Source organism: [Leptolyngbya] sp. PCC 7376 (genome assembly GCF_000316605.1).
GTDB lineage: Bacteria > Cyanobacteriota > Cyanobacteriia > Cyanobacteriales > MRBY01 > MRBY01.
This window is the reverse complement of the sequence record NC_019683.1, coordinates 2779774-2795929: the sequence shown is the minus strand read 5'-3', so window position 1 is coordinate 2795929 and position 16156 is coordinate 2779774. Positions and strand designations below refer to the sequence as shown.

At 43.3% G+C, this 16156-nt stretch carries 18 protein-coding genes; 4 read left to right on the top strand and 14 right to left on the bottom strand.

Annotated features, from left to right (window positions below):
- Window positions 1-116: 116 nt before the first annotated feature.
- The 3 genes from LEPTO7376_RS12440 to LEPTO7376_RS12430 all read right to left on the bottom strand — a co-directional run bounded on the left by LEPTO7376_RS12440 (window position 117) and on the right by LEPTO7376_RS12430 (window position 2217).
- On the bottom strand, window positions 117-1259 hold the full coding sequence (locus LEPTO7376_RS12440; RefSeq protein ID WP_015134526.1) for a quinone-dependent dihydroorotate dehydrogenase: 1143 nt from the start codon (window positions 1257-1259) through the stop codon (window positions 117-119).
- Between the two features lie 79 nt (window positions 1260-1338).
- The gene (locus LEPTO7376_RS12435; RefSeq protein ID WP_225901101.1) at window positions 1339-1824 is read right to left on the bottom strand and encodes a DUF2062 domain-containing protein; all 486 of its coding nucleotides are present in this window, start codon (window positions 1822-1824) and stop codon (window positions 1339-1341) included.
- Window positions 1825-1896: 72 nt separating this feature from the next.
- Window positions 1897-2217 carry a 2Fe-2S iron-sulfur cluster-binding protein gene (locus tag LEPTO7376_RS12430; RefSeq protein WP_015134524.1) on the bottom strand — a complete coding sequence of 107 codons (321 nt, stop codon included), beginning with the start codon at window positions 2215-2217 and terminating at the stop codon, window positions 1897-1899.
- Between the two features lie 223 nt (window positions 2218-2440).
- Between LEPTO7376_RS12430 and LEPTO7376_RS26805 the strand changes: the two genes are divergently transcribed.
- Both LEPTO7376_RS26805 and LEPTO7376_RS12425 read left to right on the top strand, forming a co-directional pair.
- Window positions 2441-2617 carry a hypothetical protein gene (locus LEPTO7376_RS26805; protein WP_015134523.1) on the top strand — a complete coding sequence of 59 codons (177 nt, stop codon included), beginning with the start codon at window positions 2441-2443 and terminating at the stop codon, window positions 2615-2617.
- A gap of 69 nt (window positions 2618-2686) precedes the next feature.
- Complete coding sequence (locus tag LEPTO7376_RS12425; protein WP_015134522.1) at window positions 2687-3694, top strand: zinc-dependent alcohol dehydrogenase family protein; 1008 nt, start codon at window positions 2687-2689, stop codon at window positions 3692-3694.
- 7 nt (window positions 3695-3701) lie between these two features.
- Here LEPTO7376_RS12425 and LEPTO7376_RS12420 read toward each other — a convergent pair whose 3' ends face one another.
- The 9 genes from LEPTO7376_RS12420 to LEPTO7376_RS12380 form a co-directional block, all read right to left on the bottom strand.
- Window positions 3702-4298 (bottom strand): hypothetical protein, encoded by a 597-nt coding sequence (locus LEPTO7376_RS12420; protein ID WP_015134521.1) that lies wholly within the window; start codon window positions 4296-4298, stop codon window positions 3702-3704.
- Between the two features lie 198 nt (window positions 4299-4496).
- A complete protein-coding gene (locus tag LEPTO7376_RS12415; protein WP_015134520.1) occupies window positions 4497-5213 on the bottom strand; it encodes a hypothetical protein in 717 nt (238 codons plus the stop codon).
- A gap of 166 nt (window positions 5214-5379) precedes the next feature.
- A complete protein-coding gene (locus LEPTO7376_RS12410; protein ID WP_015134519.1) occupies window positions 5380-7107 on the bottom strand; it encodes an iron uptake porin in 1728 nt (575 codons plus the stop codon).
- A gap of 250 nt (window positions 7108-7357) precedes the next feature.
- A complete protein-coding gene (locus LEPTO7376_RS12405; protein WP_015134518.1) occupies window positions 7358-8926 on the bottom strand; it encodes an iron uptake porin in 1569 nt (522 codons plus the stop codon).
- 287 nt (window positions 8927-9213) lie between these two features.
- Window positions 9214-9873, bottom strand: coding sequence for a Fe2+-dependent dioxygenase (locus tag LEPTO7376_RS12400; RefSeq protein ID WP_015134517.1), 660 nt, complete (start codon window positions 9871-9873; stop codon window positions 9214-9216).
- Between the two features lie 87 nt (window positions 9874-9960).
- Window positions 9961-10791 (bottom strand): hypothetical protein, encoded by an 831-nt coding sequence (locus LEPTO7376_RS12395; protein WP_015134516.1) that lies wholly within the window; start codon window positions 10789-10791, stop codon window positions 9961-9963.
- Between the two features lie 456 nt (window positions 10792-11247).
- Entirely contained in the window at window positions 11248-12045 is a 798-nt protein-coding gene (locus tag LEPTO7376_RS12390) for a histidine phosphatase family protein (RefSeq protein WP_015134515.1), read from the bottom strand.
- A gap of 263 nt (window positions 12046-12308) precedes the next feature.
- A complete protein-coding gene (locus LEPTO7376_RS12385) occupies window positions 12309-13325 on the bottom strand; it encodes a multicopper oxidase domain-containing protein (protein ID WP_015134514.1) in 1017 nt (338 codons plus the stop codon).
- Window positions 13326-13486: 161 nt separating this feature from the next.
- Entirely contained in the window at window positions 13487-13681 is a 195-nt protein-coding gene (locus tag LEPTO7376_RS12380) for a (2Fe-2S)-binding protein (RefSeq protein WP_015134513.1), read from the bottom strand.
- Between the two features lie 219 nt (window positions 13682-13900).
- Between LEPTO7376_RS12380 and bfr (LEPTO7376_RS12375) the strand changes: the two genes are divergently transcribed.
- Together bfr (LEPTO7376_RS12375) and bfr (LEPTO7376_RS12370) are read left to right on the top strand one after the other, a co-directional pair.
- Window positions 13901-14365 carry a bacterioferritin gene (gene bfr, locus LEPTO7376_RS12375; protein WP_041763559.1) on the top strand — a complete coding sequence of 155 codons (465 nt, stop codon included), beginning with the start codon at window positions 13901-13903 and terminating at the stop codon, window positions 14363-14365.
- Window positions 14366-14405: 40 nt separating this feature from the next.
- Window positions 14406-14882, top strand: coding sequence for a bacterioferritin (gene bfr, locus LEPTO7376_RS12370; protein WP_015134511.1), 477 nt, complete (start codon window positions 14406-14408; stop codon window positions 14880-14882).
- Window positions 14883-14981: 99 nt separating this feature from the next.
- Here bfr (LEPTO7376_RS12370) and LEPTO7376_RS12365 read toward each other — a convergent pair whose 3' ends face one another.
- Both LEPTO7376_RS12365 and LEPTO7376_RS12360 read right to left on the bottom strand, forming a co-directional pair.
- The gene (locus LEPTO7376_RS12365) at window positions 14982-15662 is read right to left on the bottom strand and encodes a hypothetical protein (RefSeq protein WP_015134510.1); all 681 of its coding nucleotides are present in this window, start codon (window positions 15660-15662) and stop codon (window positions 14982-14984) included.
- A 3-nt stretch (window positions 15663-15665) separates the two neighbouring features.
- Window positions 15666-16136 carry a phycocyanin gene (locus LEPTO7376_RS12360; RefSeq protein ID WP_015134509.1) on the bottom strand — a complete coding sequence of 157 codons (471 nt, stop codon included), beginning with the start codon at window positions 16134-16136 and terminating at the stop codon, window positions 15666-15668.
- Window positions 16137-16156 lie beyond the last annotated feature (20 nt).

Genomic DNA, 16156 nt, shown 5'->3' with positions numbered 1-16156 from the left:
ACATAATTGGCGCGGTAGACATCAGAGAAAATCACCCCTATCTTGCCATAGACAGATGCAAGATATGTGGTGTGGGGACAAAGGTATCTACGCTGACACACGCTCAAAATTCAGGATTATTTTTTAAAATCTAGGGCGATCGCCTCAGAAATATGGTTGAGATTGTGTTCATCAAGTTTAGCGAGCAAACCTTTTAAGACATTGGGGATAATCCAAGGACCCTCATAAATCCAGCCGGTGTAGAGTTGCAGAATCGTTGCACCAGCAGTGATTTTTTCCCAAGCGTGCTCAGCCAAAAAAATTCCACCAACCCCAATAATCGGTAAAGTGCCTTCGGTTTTTTCGTAGATAAAACGGATCACTTCCGTCGAGCGTTGTCGGACAGGAGCGCCACTAATACCGCCAGCTTCTTCGGTGACGGGATTGCCGGTTTTCTCAAGAATTTTCGTTTTGAGACCAGTGCGTTTTGTTGTGGTGTTCGTCGCGATAATGCCGGAGAGTTCATAATTTTGGGCGATGGTGACAATGTTGGCGATCGCCTCCCATTCAAGATCAGGGGAAATTTTAATCAGAATGGGTTTATTGTTTGTGTTCGCTGTTTTAAGAGCATCAAGAATCGGTTGAATCTGTTCACCGCCTTGGAGCGATCGCAAACCAGGCGTATTCGGCGAACTGACATTTACGACAAAATAATCGGCTACCGATTCGAGAAATTCAAAACTACCTTTGTAATCCGCCGCGGCTTCCTCTAAAGGCGTGATTTTTGATTTGCAGAGATTAATGCCAATCGGAATTTGTCGCGGTTCAATTTTCCAGCTTTCTGCCAAGGTTTTGGCCATCACCGACGCACCGAGATTATTTGCTCCCAAACGATTTAGAGCAGCTTGATCCTCCGGCAGACGAAATAAACGAGGTAACGGATTACCGGGTTGGGAATGAAGCGTTACTGCACCCATCTCTGCAAAGCCAAACCCAAATCGCGACCACATACCTGCCGCCATCGCATCTTTATCACAACCTGCTGATAGCCCCACTGGATTCGGGAAGTCTAACCCCCAAAGCTTTTGCTGAAGCCGTTGATCTGTAACGCAAAAATCCTGCTTCATTTGCGTCTTCATAAATTGGCTCCACACCATATCTGGCGATCGCTCTAACCAATGAAGCGTTTTGATTAGTTGGCGATGTCCTTGCTCTGGATTACTCTTAAATGCTGCTAAAACAAGGGGATAACTGGGCTTTGCAAAGTTGAGTAGAGCCATGGATACCAAGAAAATTCAAACTGGTTTTAGTGTAGCGAGAATCGGGAGCAGGCATAGATCTTCAACCAGTGACAAAAATCTATCGTTGCTTTTTCAGCGATCGCCACCGGTTTGTCAATCTCAGGGTGCCAAAATAAGCCGCAATACCGAGCGCAGATCCCACCACAATACAGCCGGTAAACAAGATAAACATAAAATGAAAACCTGCCAGCCCCATTTGCGTCCAGGATTCTAATTGATCGACGCTAAACTCGGCCTGCTGTCGAAGGATGATTTCCCCTATCCGAAAATTGAAATAATAAATGGGGACGTAGGTAAATGGATTACTGATCCAGGTGCCTGCTGCTGCCGTGAATTTATTGCCACGCAATAGAGTCGCTAGCAATAAACCAATTAATGTTTGCAAGCCAAATAACGGAAAACTGCCTGCAAACACTCCGCAGGCCCAACCTCTGGCGATCGCCTCTGACGACCCTTCTTGGCGGCGAATTTTCAGATACCAATACCGAAATAAACGTAACGATGAATTTTTCTTGGTGCGTTTACGAGACAAAGATTGGCTCACCACAATAGAACTGCCGGAAAAATAAGCAAAAAAATAGGGGCATCATATCCCCAATCTCATCATGACAAAAAGTTAAGAGCTTTGACCAAACTGCCGGTCATAAACCGCTTCTTCCTTATCCGATTCCAATTTCACATCCGAACTAGGATAAGCCACACATAACAACGCATAGCCTTCTTCCTGGAGATCTGGCGATAAACCAATCCCTTCTTCACGGGTTACGGTGCCTTCGGTGATTAGCGCCGCACAAGTTGTACAAACTCCAGCACCACAGGATGTGGGTAAATCAATTTGATTTTCGTGGGCTGCTTCAAGGATCGTTTGGTCTTCGGGCACATCAATGGTGTAGGTGTTACCACGGTGCTGAATTTCGACTTTATAAGTAGTTGTCATAGAAGACTAAATTCTAGAATTTTATGTTTTCTTTAGATTGTTATTTTACTGGACAGAGAGCACATTAAGAAATGTAGCCAAATCTAAACCTTGATTGCAAGTCGCTCACCCCAACAAAATCCCAGTGATAGGTTTAATGGCGAAATTGTTTACCTAAACAGTTCTTTTATAAAGCTTTTTTTACCCTCCCATTAATAAACTTTGAAACGAAGGATTAAAGTATATGTATAACGGCAACACAGAGAAAGATTATGTACAAGCAGGCTTGGTTGCCGGGTTGGGCGCAGGTGTTGCAACATCTTTCGCTGTTAGCCAAGGTCAAAATCCTTTTCTTGCCCTTGCAATTACGTTAATGGCTTCTGCATTCGCCATGATTTGCCATCGTTACGATCTCATTTAATTTTGCGCCGTTTTTGGGTAAGATTCGAACAATTAATTGTTCGAGTGCACTATTCTACCTGAGAAAAAAATGAAGGCGATCGCCATGACGAGAGTGGGTTCCCCAGAGGTACTCACTCTTTTAGATTTTCCGGAGCCAGAGCTTCTTCAACCGCAGCAGATTTTAGTTAAGTTGGCTGCAGCGGGTGTGAATCCCATCGACACAAAGATTTGCAGTCGCGGCACATTTTATGATGATCCTTTACCCGCCATTCTCGGTTGTGATGGTGCGGGCATTGTTGAGGAAGTAGGCAGTGCAGTCAAAAATTTTCGGGTTGGAGAGCTCGTCTATTTTTGTGATGGTGGTCTCGGCAAAACTGGAAAAGGCAATTACGCGGAATATGCGGTTGTGGACAGCCGTTTTGTTGCCCACAAGCCCAAAAATTTATCTTTTGCGGAAGCTGCTGCCGCCCCTCTCGTTTTAATTACAGCTTGGGAAGCATTAGGCGATCGCGCTCGAATTCAAAAAGATCAAACGATTTTAATCCATGCAGGTGCAGGGGGCGTTGGTCATGTGGCAATCCAACTTGCGAAAAAGTGGGGAGCCAAAGTGATTACGACAGTCAGTACCCCAGATAAAGATCGCCTCGCGAGAAAATTGGGAGCTGATGAAACAATTTTCTATAAAGATACTGATATTACGGAAGCAGTGCTCGATTTCACAAAAGGAAAAGGGGTCGATATTGCCTTTGACACAGTAGGTGGGCAAGTTTTTTGGGATACAGTACCAGCGGTAAAAATTTATGGCGATTTAGTGACGATTCTTGAGCCAGATTTTAGTCTCGATAATTTAAAACTGGCTCGCAAACGTAATTTAAGGATTGGCTTAGAGTTAATGCTCACACCAATGTTGATGGGTATTGAAGCCGGGCAGATTCACCATGCCGAAATCCTCGAGCAATGTACAGAATGGTTTGAGTCAGGCGATCTAAAAATTCATCTCGGACAAACGTTTCCTCTCGCCGAGGCCAAACTCGCTCATGAGGCGATCGCCACCGGATCAACAACCGGAAAAATAGCACTCACTATGCCCGAATAGGAGGAATTCACCTTTGTTTTGCACTTTTTTTGCTGAACTTGTCTCTAACCCACACGGTCAAACCATATAGCCCCATTAGGAAACCGCATAAAGGCATCAGAAAAAAGATCATCCACGGCACTGCATGAACAGAATGAAATGCGTAGTCCGTATCAAATCCGAATAAAAAACACTCACCCACTCCTCCCGCATTCAGAGAACATTGGGCTGCATCACCGACAAATGAAACAAATACGATGCCTGCAATCATCGGAGCAAATCCGACAAACCAAATACTGCCCATACCCAATGGAATAAGCGTTCTCCTCGGACAGCAAAGATGAAGCAATACAAACAGTCCGATAAATAGTCCAATGCTCACATAAGGCGTACTGAACATCCCAAATGCCATACTCCACCATGTCAAATCAACAAACATTGTGATGGTTTGACCAATGTTGATACCTGCGATGTTGCACATTTGTGCTGAGCTCCCTGCCACTTGGCAACCCAAAAGATTACCCATTACAAACAGTAGCGCAGAGAAAAGAGTGGGCAATAAGAAACTAGCTAGTAGGGTGATTACTAACCATTGACGCCGAGGTTTGCCCAGAAATAAACCCATACCAGAATTTCCAAAGACCTTATATAAATCCACTATAGTGAAGGTCTTTTTTTGTATCACCAACTTGAATCAGAACTTTATTCAGCAAGCAAATAGGTCGGCGATCGCCACCGGATCAACAACCAGAAAAATCGCACTCACCATGCCTGAATAGAGTGACCTCATTTTTATTTGAAAATTCTTTAACTGAACTTATCTCTAATTCTTACCGTACTGTCTGATCAGGCCATAATATACACCTGTAAGGACACCACATAGAGGCACTAAAAGAAAAATTGCAAACGGCAGCACACTAGCATAATGAAATGTACCGTCTGTATAAAATCCGAATAAGTAACAGTCTCCTACCCCTCCTGCATTCAGAGAGCATTGAGCGGCATTACCAACAAACCAAACAAATACAAAACCTGCAATCGTTGGAACAAAGCCGACATACCAAATACTCCCTATGCCCAATGGCATAAGTATTCTTCTCGGACAACACCAACGAATCAACATAAACAATCCGGCAAATAGTCCCATGCTCACAAAGGGTATGTGGAACATTCCAAGTGCCATACTCCGCCATGTCAAATCAATAAGCCTGGTGATAGTTTGACCAGCATTAAGACCAAGCACATAACACATTTGTCCCGGGCTTCCTGATATTTGGCAGCCTAGAAGATTACCGATTCCAACTAATAGCATCGATAAAATCACAGGCAATAACAAACTAGCCAACACAACAATTACAGTCCATGGACTTTGAAGTCTGCTCGAAATTCGTTGCATAGAATCGGAGTTATAAAGAATGTGGGTATTCCAAATATATTGGAGTTCTTTTGTGACGCAGCAAGTTTGAATTAGAACTTTATTCGGAAGGTAAATAGATCGGCGATCACCACAGTTTTGAGTAGAAAAAAAGGCGATCGCCATAAATTAATTTCAGACAAAAAAAGTGGCTAGCCATAGATTCTAGCCACTACATTAAGAGTGAGGAAAAAGATTTAGGTTAAGTTGCGATACCCAACGTCTTTAGCGAGAGAATACGCAACCCATATTCAAAAACTGAACTGGATCAAACACCCAGTCAATTCATGCCTTAAAACTCGAAGATTGTGCGGATTGTGCCAACCACAATTGAGTCATTGTCCTGGTTCTCAGGATTGAGCACGACGAAAACACCGGGATTAATCGCGATATTGTCGTTGAGCTGGTGGCGATACTGCGCTTCGAGGTGCCAAGATGCTTCGCTAGATTCTTCTCCCGCATCATTGTCGGTAACTCTTGGGGGTTGTCCCACAATGAAACCTAGTAGATTACCTTCTTTACCGACATCTAACATCGCTAGAGTTAATGCCCAGTTAAACGCGGTAGCGCTATCCCCATCATTGACTGCAACACCAGCATCGGCGTTAAATCCATTTGCTTCTGCATTAGCCTCGGTTAAACCAGCCCAACCAGAGAGGGAAAAACGGGGACTAATTTCGTAGCGACCTTGAACACCGTATGAGTTTGCCGAGGTTGCGACATCTTCACCAAATGGAACGTTAGCGGCTTCACTACCTGTTTCACCAGATACTGCAATCAAACTACCGCCAGGGAAATAGGAACGGGCATATGTTAGACCCAAAGCAAGGCGATCGCTTGGTTCGATCGTGAGTTGAGCTAGGGCGGCGTGGGAACCATCAAATAAACCAGCTCTCGAAGAAGGATCATTGGCATCAGGCGCTAGATAACCCGCAGAAAAGCTAAGAGCTTCACTGAAACGATAGGTCATAGATGCACCAGTTCCTTCCAAACCTTGATAATAAATAGGGTTGAAGCGACCGAAACGCGAAACTGCACCTGTTAATTCTTCTGAGAAAAACTCATTAAAGTTAACAAAGTTTTCGTTAAACTCACCACCTACCGCATCAATGGCGAAAGACCAGCGAGCACCTTTGGCAGGGCCATGACCGTGGTCATCATGCTCGTCTTCGTGATGTTCATCATCTTTGTGATCATCATCTTTGTGATCATCATGGTCATCCCCAATGCTTCCTGCAGAGAAGCCATAGAACAATTTACCAATGCTGACATCATTGCCATTACCTTCATCAAAGGCAGTTCGGGTCATGGATGTCCCTGTGACATTTGGTTCGCCTCCTTCCCCAGGACCAAAGGGAACGGTGTTCAGAGCGTCTAGACGAGTGATCAATAGATCATCTCCAGTGAAGCTGGTATTGAAAAACAACCGAACTCGATTATTGAAAACGACTTGACTGTCAAGGTCACTGCCATCTGCTTTCTGCTCGCCAAATGCTTGGCTTAAAGCAAAACTTACTTGTCCTTTCAACTTAGTGGTTGTGGAGAACTGATTGTCTTCTAGAAATTCAACGCGACCTTCGATATCATCTACACGAGCACCGAGAGTTGCAAGTTCTGCTTCAAATTCTTGAACAAGAGCGCGCAAACGAGTGATATCTGCTGCATCTACGTCAGACCCACCAGTGATTAGACGCTCAATTTGCTGCATACAAGCGTTGAGACCTGCAGCAAATTCATAACGGCTGAGGGAGCGGTTCCCACGGAAAGTGCCATCGGGATAACCAACAATGCAGTTATATTTTTCGACGAGGTTGCGGAGGGCGTCGAATGCCCAGTCAGAAGGGGCAACGTCACGCAGTTGAAAGACGCTGTTTACCTGACCAAGTGAATCTTGCTGGGTGAGTAGGTCATCTTGCATCGCCAAAGAATTAGTCGGTGCGGCGATCGCCTCTGCATAGGGCAAAACGCCCAGAATCGAAGCAGTCACTGACGTTGCGACGATTTTAAATATTTTAGTCATGGAAATTTCCTTACACCTTAAAATTGGTCTGTTCATCCTACAACAAAAATGAGAACCATTCTCACATTTGCAAAAGAAGCGTGACCTACTCCGTGAAGCGATGAAGTCGTAAAGGCGATCACCACCGTATCAGCCATAGATAGAATCACCAAATTTTTCCCTAAAAAAGAAAAAAGTGGTGAGCGCTAAACGCCACCACAATCTTAAGAGTGAGGAAAAATTTAAAATTTGTAAGGTCTATTCGTTTCTCTTAGAAACTGAAGAGAGTACGAATTGTACCGATCACAACACTGTCATTGCTGTCGTTGTGATCAGGAGATGTCAACCATACGAAACCAGGCATGATTGAGATGTTGTCATTAATTGGATACTGGTAAAAACCTTCGATATGAAGTGAAGTATCAGAATCTTCTGCCGAAAGACCACCAACTGTAATGTTGGAGTCAGTCACACGCGGCTCCATACCAACAATTAAGCCACCGAGAGCACCATCTTTACCGAGGTCAGGAAACGCGAGGGTCGCTGCCCAGTTCCAAATTTCTGCCTCATCACCAGTTAAACCAGCTGAAGATTCGAGGCTCACATCACTGTAGCCGACCCAACCACCAAGAACGAAGCGTTCAGAAAGCATCCAAGAAGCTTCGATACCGAAGGAGTTCGTGGTAGTAGTAGCTGTACCACCATTGTCAGTGATGAATTCACTGATATTGGAACGACTACTGCCTGTACCAGTGTCACTAATGTTGTAGCTGTTGAGGTAAGTTAAGCCAAATTCGAAGCTATCAACAGGCTTGACATGGAGCTGAGCCATCGCACCATATGCACCATTGAACAGACCATTACCTTCGCTGGGGTCTTGGGCATCGGGAGCCATGTAGCCGACTCCTAAGTTAATCTTGTCGCTGAAGGCATAGTCAAAACCAATACCCTTATCTTCGATGAGGTAGTAAATGGGGTTTCTGGTACCGAAAGTCGAAAGTGCGCCTTCGTTACCATCGCCATCAAGGTAGTTGATTGTGCTAGCAAAGTCGTCCGATGCACCAGCATTTGCGGCGATCGCCACATTCAACTTCTCACCAAGTGGGAAAGCATAAACAAGGGCATCAACAACAACATCGTTGGTACCGCCACCTGCGAATGCCAAATTACCTTCAGGAGTGCCAATGTCAGGAGAATTAGCGTTCTCTGCTTGTAAACGAACGCGTAGGTTGTCTTCACCAGTGAAGCTTGTGTCTAAGTTCAAGCGAACACGGTTACCGAAAGTGATTTGATCATCATCACCTGCGCCACCACCTGAGCCAATTGCAGCAAAGATAACTTTACCTTCGAGCTTGGTAGTTGTAGAGAATTGGTGGTCTTCGAGGAACTCAACGCGACCTTCGATGTCATCTACACGTGCACCGAGGGTTGCAAGTTCTGCTTCGAATTCTTGAACGAGAGCACGGAGACGAGTGATGTCTGCTGCATCTACATCAGTACCACCGCCAACAATGAGGCGTTCGATCTGTTGCATACAAGCGTTGAGACCAGCAGCAAATTCATAACGACTCAAGGAACGATTGCCACGGAAAGTACCATCGGGATAACCGACGATGCAGTTATATTTTTCGACGAGGTTGCGGAGTGCGTCGAATGCCCAGTCAGAGGGCGCAACATCACGCAGTTGAAAGACGCTGTTTACCTGACCGATAGAATCCTGTTGGGTGAGTAGATCATCCTGCATCGACAAAGAATTAGTCGGTACGGCGATCGCCTCAGAGAGGGAACCACCCACAAGCGCAACACTGAGCGCTGTGGTGACTGTAAATAAACGATTCATAAAAACTCCTACACACAAAAATTTTGAAATTCTTTTGAGAATCCCAATGGGTTCTCTTTTAGTTAGAGATAGCCCACTAGACTAATTGTCAGCAGCCTCAATTACTGAGAATACTTGTCAACTACTGTCGAATAGCCAGTCTATAGAATAAAACTTGCCATGTCAACGTAATTGCAAATAGTTATAAATAAATGGAATGTCTATTGTTTTTGGGAATTTGTTGTGGCTTAACATGCAAAGACTAAGGCGATCGCCAGACTTTCAAAACAACAGAAATGATGCATTCTTTACTCTGCCCACATCCGCGTTAAATTAGCGACACTTTTCGAGAGCAAATCAAATTCATTTGTTTTGCCAGATTGAGCGAAAAGGCTGCGGCGGGTAACCTCTAGATCAAATAGAATTTCGCGATGTTGAGGGTCACGAATATAGCTCTGAATCCAACCAACAGCAACTAAACGTGTCCCTGAAATCACTGGATCAACGCGGTGCAAACTGGTGGAAGGATAGGCGATCGCACTACCTGCAGGAAGCTTATAAGCTTTCTCTGCATCAGCGCTTTCAATGACTAATTCACCGCCTTCATATTGATCTGGCTCGTTCAAAAACAAAGTAAAAGACACATCAGAACGCCGACTACCCATTAATGCATTATCAGTATGGCGACCATAAGACATCCCTGTTTCATATCGACTGAATAGCATCGTATGAATGCTTTTCGGACGAATTGCTGACTGCACCAAAGGATGGTCATTAAAAGCCTTTTTAACTTGTTTTTTGAGACTATCAGCCTGCGGACTTTTTGTCGTAAGTTGCTGATTATTTTTGACGAGCTTAGCGTGCCAGCCGGCTGTAAGTTTCCCATCCACAAATTCCGCTGCCCCAAGGACAAGTCGGATATCTTCTAGTTCTTCTGAAGTAAGGATTTGTGGAATCGTAAACAGCATAAATTTCGACAGAGAATAGCAGTCAAAAAGGCGATCGCCCCACGATAAAGTAGGACGATCTAAGCCTAGATGATTTTGGTTACAGCCCTAGATACTCGCTTCGATCGAAACGATGAGACCGAAAACTTCCTGAGGAGTTTTCACAGGTGCTTCGGGAGCCACAACATCTGGCCAAGCAGTTTTCAGCTCGGTAAAGGCTGCGGTGATCGCCTCGCTTGCTTCAGCATCCAACTGATCCGCAACCTTCTCAAACAACATTTCACCGTACATGACAAATCCGCGAGAGTCTTGGTATTCAACAATCTCGACGAATTTGCCATCGGCAATCGCTGCTTCATACTCTTCCCCAGCAACAGTTAGCAAATTTATCACCACACCCATCACAAATTCAGGGTCAGCAAGGAATTCGTCGCCCAAAGCGGTAATCGCATCGTCAACGGCTGTAATAGATGCAGACAAACTAGAAGCCAGCTCCGGAGACTCAGGGGAGGTCTTCACAATATCGTGTGCGGCATTCAATGTGTCCTTGAAATCATCAACACCACGATCAGGCAATTCCCCTTCAATATCACCATAAATCTCTTCGACAGGATGACCAATGTGCGGTTCAGATTGCTCAAATTCACTGATAGCAACCAACTCTTCTGCAACCATCAGGTGACCTTTCATCAATCCAAGCGCAGTCATATAGTCGATGTCGGGGTTTCCAGAAGCGGAACCTTCACCACCTTCGCCGCCTTCTCCGCCTTCTCCACCGTGACTATGTTCAGAGTGGTCTTCCTCTTTGACCTCTTCAGTTGTTGCAGCTTCACCGCCCTCACTACCTTCGCCACCTTCTGGAGCAGGAGTACCACAAGCACCTAAAGTCGTAGCTAAGCCAAGTGCCAAAAATAATTCAACAGGTTTGATTGGTTTCATGAGATTAATCCACTTTTCCCAGGGGTCTATAATTACTGGCTAACGTTATAGATTAATAACTATAGTTGTCAATATAAAAAGATTAAGAGAATCTCAAGTTTTTTATCCCCAAAATACTTTTTTTGTCTGAAATGCCTTTGAGAAAAGGATTTACAGAGAATTTAATCGCATTAACCAGATGTTAAACCACTATTCTGGCACGATTTTTTTCTCTAATCTTTTGTATTACTTAAAAAACCTAAGTCTAATATCTAGCAATAGCATTTAGTAATGATAACCCTTGGTTATTTCTATTTTTTTAACTATCAGGATATCAAAAGAAAAATATTTGCAATAACTATCTGCATCCAGCAAGAGCAACGATAACAAAGTGTCTTGGGGAGCTGTGGATATCTCATCAGACTCATGCACCGTAGCTCTCACTGAATTAAAGGGCAGTAGCAATCAGCGTCTCGATTACAGTTCTGCCCAATCTTCTGGGAGCATGTTTGCAACTAGCTCAAATCCGCCATTACCATCTGGGATCAAAACATAAGCAATGCCTTGAGGTGCAGGATAAATACCTGTTGCAGATTCAAAAATATCGTCATGACCGACAATGACCGTATTTTGGCCACTGGGTGGAGTCGCGGTTAGGAGAGGAGTAACATTTGCTTTCATCTCTTCAACCTGTTCGTCTGTATAGTCTTCAAACGGAAGGAAGTTTAGCTTGGAATCTTTTTCATAACGACCGAAGGCCAACTCTGCGGTTTGCCATGCACGGCAATAATCGCTGGAGATGACATCCCCGACAGGAATTTCCTTCTCGGTGAAAGCAGCACCAATGTCTTCTGCTTGCTTGATACCGACATCATTGAGCTTACGCTGTGTATCGCAGTCATCTAGGCTCATGTTCGGATCGGCTTGGTCAGCGTAGTCTTTTTCAGTTTGCGCGTGACGGAAGTAAATAACATGGCCACCTTCTTTGAGAGCACTCAATAGTTCGGCTCCAGCAAGTTTGTCGACAAAATCAGCATTGGCTTGTTCACCTTCGCTATATTCTGCACCGCCTTCGCCACCTTCACCGCCTTCACCACCATGGGCCGCATGTTCTTCTTCACTATGTTCAGAGTGATCTTCTTTCACTTCTTCGGTTGTTTCAGCTTCACCGCCTTCACTACTTTCGTCAACTTCGGGAGCTGGTGCGCCACAAGCTCCAATGGTTACAGCCAAACCAAGGGCTAGAAACATCTCAACAGGTTTAATTGATTTCATAAAACTATTTAAATTTTTTCAATAAAATTCATCGAGTTTCAACTTAATTGAGATGAGAATACCTATTAATAAAGTATCAACTATTGGTAACAGTATGCCTTGAAAGTATTGATTATTCGTAATTTAGAATATAGTCAGTTAATAATTGCAATTATCTTAAATATAAAATCTTTCAGTAAATTGGCTATTGATGAGGAGATGTGACTAATGGTGGGTGATCGCCTATTTCTATAGATAGCGAGTGAGATTTGCTGAAGAGGGATCTAGACTTCGGATGCTGGAATCACCTTGAAAAATCCCATGCAACCATGCTCGGCAATATAGTCTTGGTGTGGATGAAACATATATTTGCCAGTAAAGGGATAGGAAAATTCGATAATGTGGCGTTCGGCTGTTCCCATCGTGACAACATCACTTTCTTCGTCGGGCGTTAAAGATCTGCCAGTGCGATAGAGGCGGAAAAAGTTGGCATGGATATGAAATGTTGCTGCGACGTCAAATTCGATCATATTTAGGACATACACTCGAATCAATTGGTTCTGCACAATCGGAATTGGGCGATCGCGAAAAACATTAGGAATACCGTTAAAGGCATAGAGTTCATTTTTCTCGTCGTTATTAATGTCATATCCCCCCATCACCAGTACCATCTCATCTGCGGGAGGACGACCTTCTGGCGGATCGATGATGAACATTCCATATAAGCCTTTGCCAATATGACGAGTTACCGGTGCCACATGACAATGATATAGATGTACGCCATAGGGCATCGCATCAAATTCATACACCATTGTTTTGCCGTGACGGACAGGTTTAACACCATCCATTTCCTCTGGATGAGTCCCATGAAAATGTAGTGTATGGGAATGTCCATCAGCATTATGAAAAATAATACGAAGGCGATCGCCTTCAGTCGCGCGAAATGTTGGTCCTGGCACCCGACCATTTAAATTCCAACTTATATATTTAATCGCAGCATTGAGATTGATCTCGGTACTATTCGCCTCAACATGATATTCGCGGATCTTGCGGCCATTTTCATAGACGACATCGCCATAATCAAAGTCGCGCAAAACTTGCATTGGATCAAAACCATTTTGCTCAATGCTCTTCTGACTAAAATCTACTGGTGGAATTTGAGCAGCTTGTACAGATGGTTGATCGCGATTCTGATAAGCAATGGCGGCGATCGCACTCCCTGCAGCACCGAAAATCCCCAGCTGGATCAACTGACGGCGGCTCCAGCGAAGAGAAGGAGATTTCTTAAAAAAATCAGACATCACCAAACTTTTTTAATTGCTAGCTTTTTGATGTCTAAATCAAAAAACATTGAAAATTTTAATAAAAACTAATTCACACAAAAAAACAGTCTAAATATTGAAAAAAGATTTCCGTATATAAAACCAAACTTTATCAACAAGATGATCATTGATTAGAACATCTAAGAACGTCCAGACTTTACTGAACCATTTCGTTGCTTCATCTTTTCTAAAAGTTGACAAGCATATTCCGTACAAGTGCCACAATCCATTCCGACACCCATGACTGAGGATAGCTCTTGCATCGAGCAAGTTTCTTCTTCTACAGCCTCGCGAATTTGCTTTTCCGTGATACCTCGACAAATACAAACGTACACGTAAACCTCTTTCGAAAACTAAGGGATTTAGATTCGATCCCTAATATGCCCTATATCTTCACTTGTTGCAAGTTATTATCAACTCTAACAGACTATTTTTTTCTAGGGGAAATATCTAAAACACTATATAGACTGGCTTTTGGGCTCCAGGAAGCTAGATCAATCAGTATTTCTGTGTCAACCTATAAATGTGAACTGTTGAGAGTACAAACACCAAAAATGAAGGGTAAATCAGAAATCAATGCGCAGCTTAATGCTGCGCTCAAATCGCAACTAACAGCGATTAACCAGTTCTTCCTCCATGCAAGGATGGCTAAAAATTGGGGTCTTGATGAACTCAATGGCAAAGAATACAAGTATTCGATCAAGGCAATGAAGCAAGCAGATAGCCTCATTGAGAGAATTTTGTTCCTCGAAGGATTGCCCAATCTTCAGAGTTTGGGGCGTTTAATGATCGGCGAGAATGTCCCAGAAATGCTGGCAAACGAGCTAGAAACAGGCAACACCATTCGGACAGAACTCGCAAATGCCATCCAGTTTTGTGAGCAAGAGCAAGATTATGTTAGTCGTGATTTGCTAGAAGAAATTCTCGAAGAAACGGAAGAGCAAATTGACTGGTTTGAATCACAACAATGGTTAATTGAAAATTCGGGCTTACAGAATTACCTACAGTCAATGATGTAATTTGCGTGATCAAGAAATTATTTAGGAGTAGCTAGAAAAAATGAAGGGTAATGCCAAGGTTTTAGAGCAGTTGCACAAATTATTACGCAATGAGCTTGGTGCAAGGGATCAGTATTTTACGCACTCACGAATGTATCAAGATTGGGGTTTGCATAAGCTCTATGAGCGGATCAACCATGAGATGCAGGATGAAACAGACCATGCGGCAATTTTAATCGAGCGAATTTTATTCCTTGAAGACACACCGGACTTATCGCAACAAGCAGGTCTTAATATCGGTAAAACGGTACCAGAAATGCTCCAAAGTGACTTGGATTATGAGTACAAGGTTGTTGCTGATCTAAAAGAGGCGATCGCCGTGTGCGAAGTAGAGCAAGATTTCCAAACAAGAGCAATGTTGCTCCCAATTCTAGATGACACAGAAGTTGATCATGCCTATTGGTTAGAGAAGCAATTGGGTTTAATCGAAAAGATTGGCTTGCAAAATTATCTGCAATCACAAATGTCTGCATCATAAATTCAAACGGAATCAGCATATAGATTTCAATCAATCGTTTCGGGGTCAGAATGCTCACAGAAATACTGACCCTTTGCTTTTCCCAAATTTGAAATTAGGTTAATCTTCTTCTGTCGCTACAAATTTACGAATAATCTCATCGCTAGACAACCCTTGCTTAACCCAGATTTCAGCTTGTTCGATCTTAGATGCCAAACCAACGAAGAAGTAAGTCGTTTCCGCATCCTTGGCGATCGCTGCACTTTTATCTTCGGGTAAATCAACAGCACATGCTCGAATACTCTTTCCAGCCCAGCGCGAAAACCAAGCAGCAATAAAACCAGCTTCCAAATGGTAGGAAGGAGACTGATTTTCTTTTAATCCCACTTCTGTACCAAGCCGCATTGTAGAGAAATCAACCTGGATTTTAATCAATCCTAGCTCGTGATAATTAAAATCTAAATTTAGCTGCCCTAAGCCATGGGTTTCCCAGATTTGTCGCATTGTAACTAGGAATTCCAATGCATTCATTTGAGGAATCGATCTCTGATAATAATCTTCAATCTCTTCTTTTAAGCGATCATAAAAAGAGCCGCCCCACCAAAACCCAAAAGTATAAAGAGCGAAGGGAGTTGCTTCTCCTGTTTCTTCCCTCAGGGCTTTATGAATACTATTCAATAAGGTTTCAGGAACGGCTAACAGTCGATTACCCTGTCGTGTTTTTAATAATCCAGTGCCAGAGTCAGCTTTAATATAAGTACGAGGAGTGAAATAATTACCCGGTGTCGTTGAAGAAGTCATCTTTTATTCACTCAGAAATTGATAAGTGATTTTCAGATAAGGCAACATTAATGTCGCATCATTTGGTGAGAGTTCTTCTTGAATAATATCTTGAAGAATTTGATAAATATGGACGTTGAATTTCTGGTTGCGAAGAGCACGCATAATATTTTGCATCCAGAACAAAAAGCGATCTTTCAATAACTCTTCGTCTTGCAGAAGCATTGCCATCGCACAATTTCTAAGTACTAGACTTAGGTCACCTTGGCATTTTTTTAAAATACTATCTGGAGCAGAACGAATAAGAGGCTCATGATCTTGTTTGAAACGATTGAGCGTTTTTGTGACAATGTCTGCTTCAAGCTCTTGTATACGTTGATAAGCACCACGGCGATCGCCCCAAGACTGAAGACTTTGCTCAACAACATCTAAATCCTGAGATTCAAAATAAGATCCATCCGATCTCTCAATAAGATTTTCTAATAAAGTAATCATGCTTTACTCCCTAACCAAGA

What these genes read in the sequence shown, in the direction of transcription:
- LEPTO7376_RS12440 (WP_015134526.1), bottom strand. Translation starts at nt 1,259, where the DNA reads ATGGCTCTACTCAACTTTGCAAAGCCCAGTTATCCCCTTGTTTTAGCA.
- LEPTO7376_RS12410 (WP_015134519.1), bottom strand. Translation starts at nt 7,107, where the DNA reads ATGACTAAAATATTTAAAATCGTCGCAACGTCAGTGACTGCTTCGATT.
- LEPTO7376_RS12405 (WP_015134518.1), bottom strand. Translation starts at nt 8,926, where the DNA reads ATGAATCGTTTATTTACAGTCACCACAGCGCTCAGTGTTGCGCTTGTG.
- LEPTO7376_RS12395 (WP_015134516.1), bottom strand. Translation starts at nt 10,791, where the DNA reads ATGAAACCAATCAAACCTGTTGAATTATTTTTGGCACTTGGCTTAGCT.
- LEPTO7376_RS12385 (WP_015134514.1), bottom strand. Translation starts at nt 13,325, where the DNA reads ATGTCTGATTTTTTTAAGAAATCTCCTTCTCTTCGCTGGAGCCGCCGT.
- LEPTO7376_RS12420 (WP_015134521.1), bottom strand. Translation starts at nt 4,298, where the DNA reads ATGGGTTTATTTCTGGGCAAACCTCGGCGTCAATGGTTAGTAATCACC.
- LEPTO7376_RS12360 (WP_015134509.1), bottom strand. Translation starts at nt 16,136, where the DNA reads ATGATTACTTTATTAGAAAATCTTATTGAGAGATCGGATGGATCTTAT.
- LEPTO7376_RS12390 (WP_015134515.1), bottom strand. Translation starts at nt 12,045, where the DNA reads ATGAAATCAATTAAACCTGTTGAGATGTTTCTAGCCCTTGGTTTGGCT.
- LEPTO7376_RS26805 (WP_015134523.1), top strand. Translation starts at nt 2,441, where the DNA reads ATGTATAACGGCAACACAGAGAAAGATTATGTACAAGCAGGCTTGGTT.
- LEPTO7376_RS12430 (WP_015134524.1), bottom strand. Translation starts at nt 2,217, where the DNA reads ATGACAACTACTTATAAAGTCGAAATTCAGCACCGTGGTAACACCTAC.
- LEPTO7376_RS12365 (WP_015134510.1), bottom strand. Translation starts at nt 15,662, where the DNA reads ATGACTTCTTCAACGACACCGGGTAATTATTTCACTCCTCGTACTTAT.
- LEPTO7376_RS12400 (WP_015134517.1), bottom strand. Translation starts at nt 9,873, where the DNA reads ATGCTGTTTACGATTCCACAAATCCTTACTTCAGAAGAACTAGAAGAT.
- LEPTO7376_RS12415 (WP_015134520.1), bottom strand. Translation starts at nt 5,213, where the DNA reads ATGGCGATCGCCTTTTTTTCTACTCAAAACTGTGGTGATCGCCGATCT.
- LEPTO7376_RS12425 (WP_015134522.1), top strand. Translation starts at nt 2,687, where the DNA reads ATGAAGGCGATCGCCATGACGAGAGTGGGTTCCCCAGAGGTACTCACT.
- bfr (WP_041763559.1), top strand. Translation starts at nt 13,901, where the DNA reads ATGAAGGGTAAATCAGAAATCAATGCGCAGCTTAATGCTGCGCTCAAA.
- bfr (WP_015134511.1), top strand. Translation starts at nt 14,406, where the DNA reads ATGAAGGGTAATGCCAAGGTTTTAGAGCAGTTGCACAAATTATTACGC.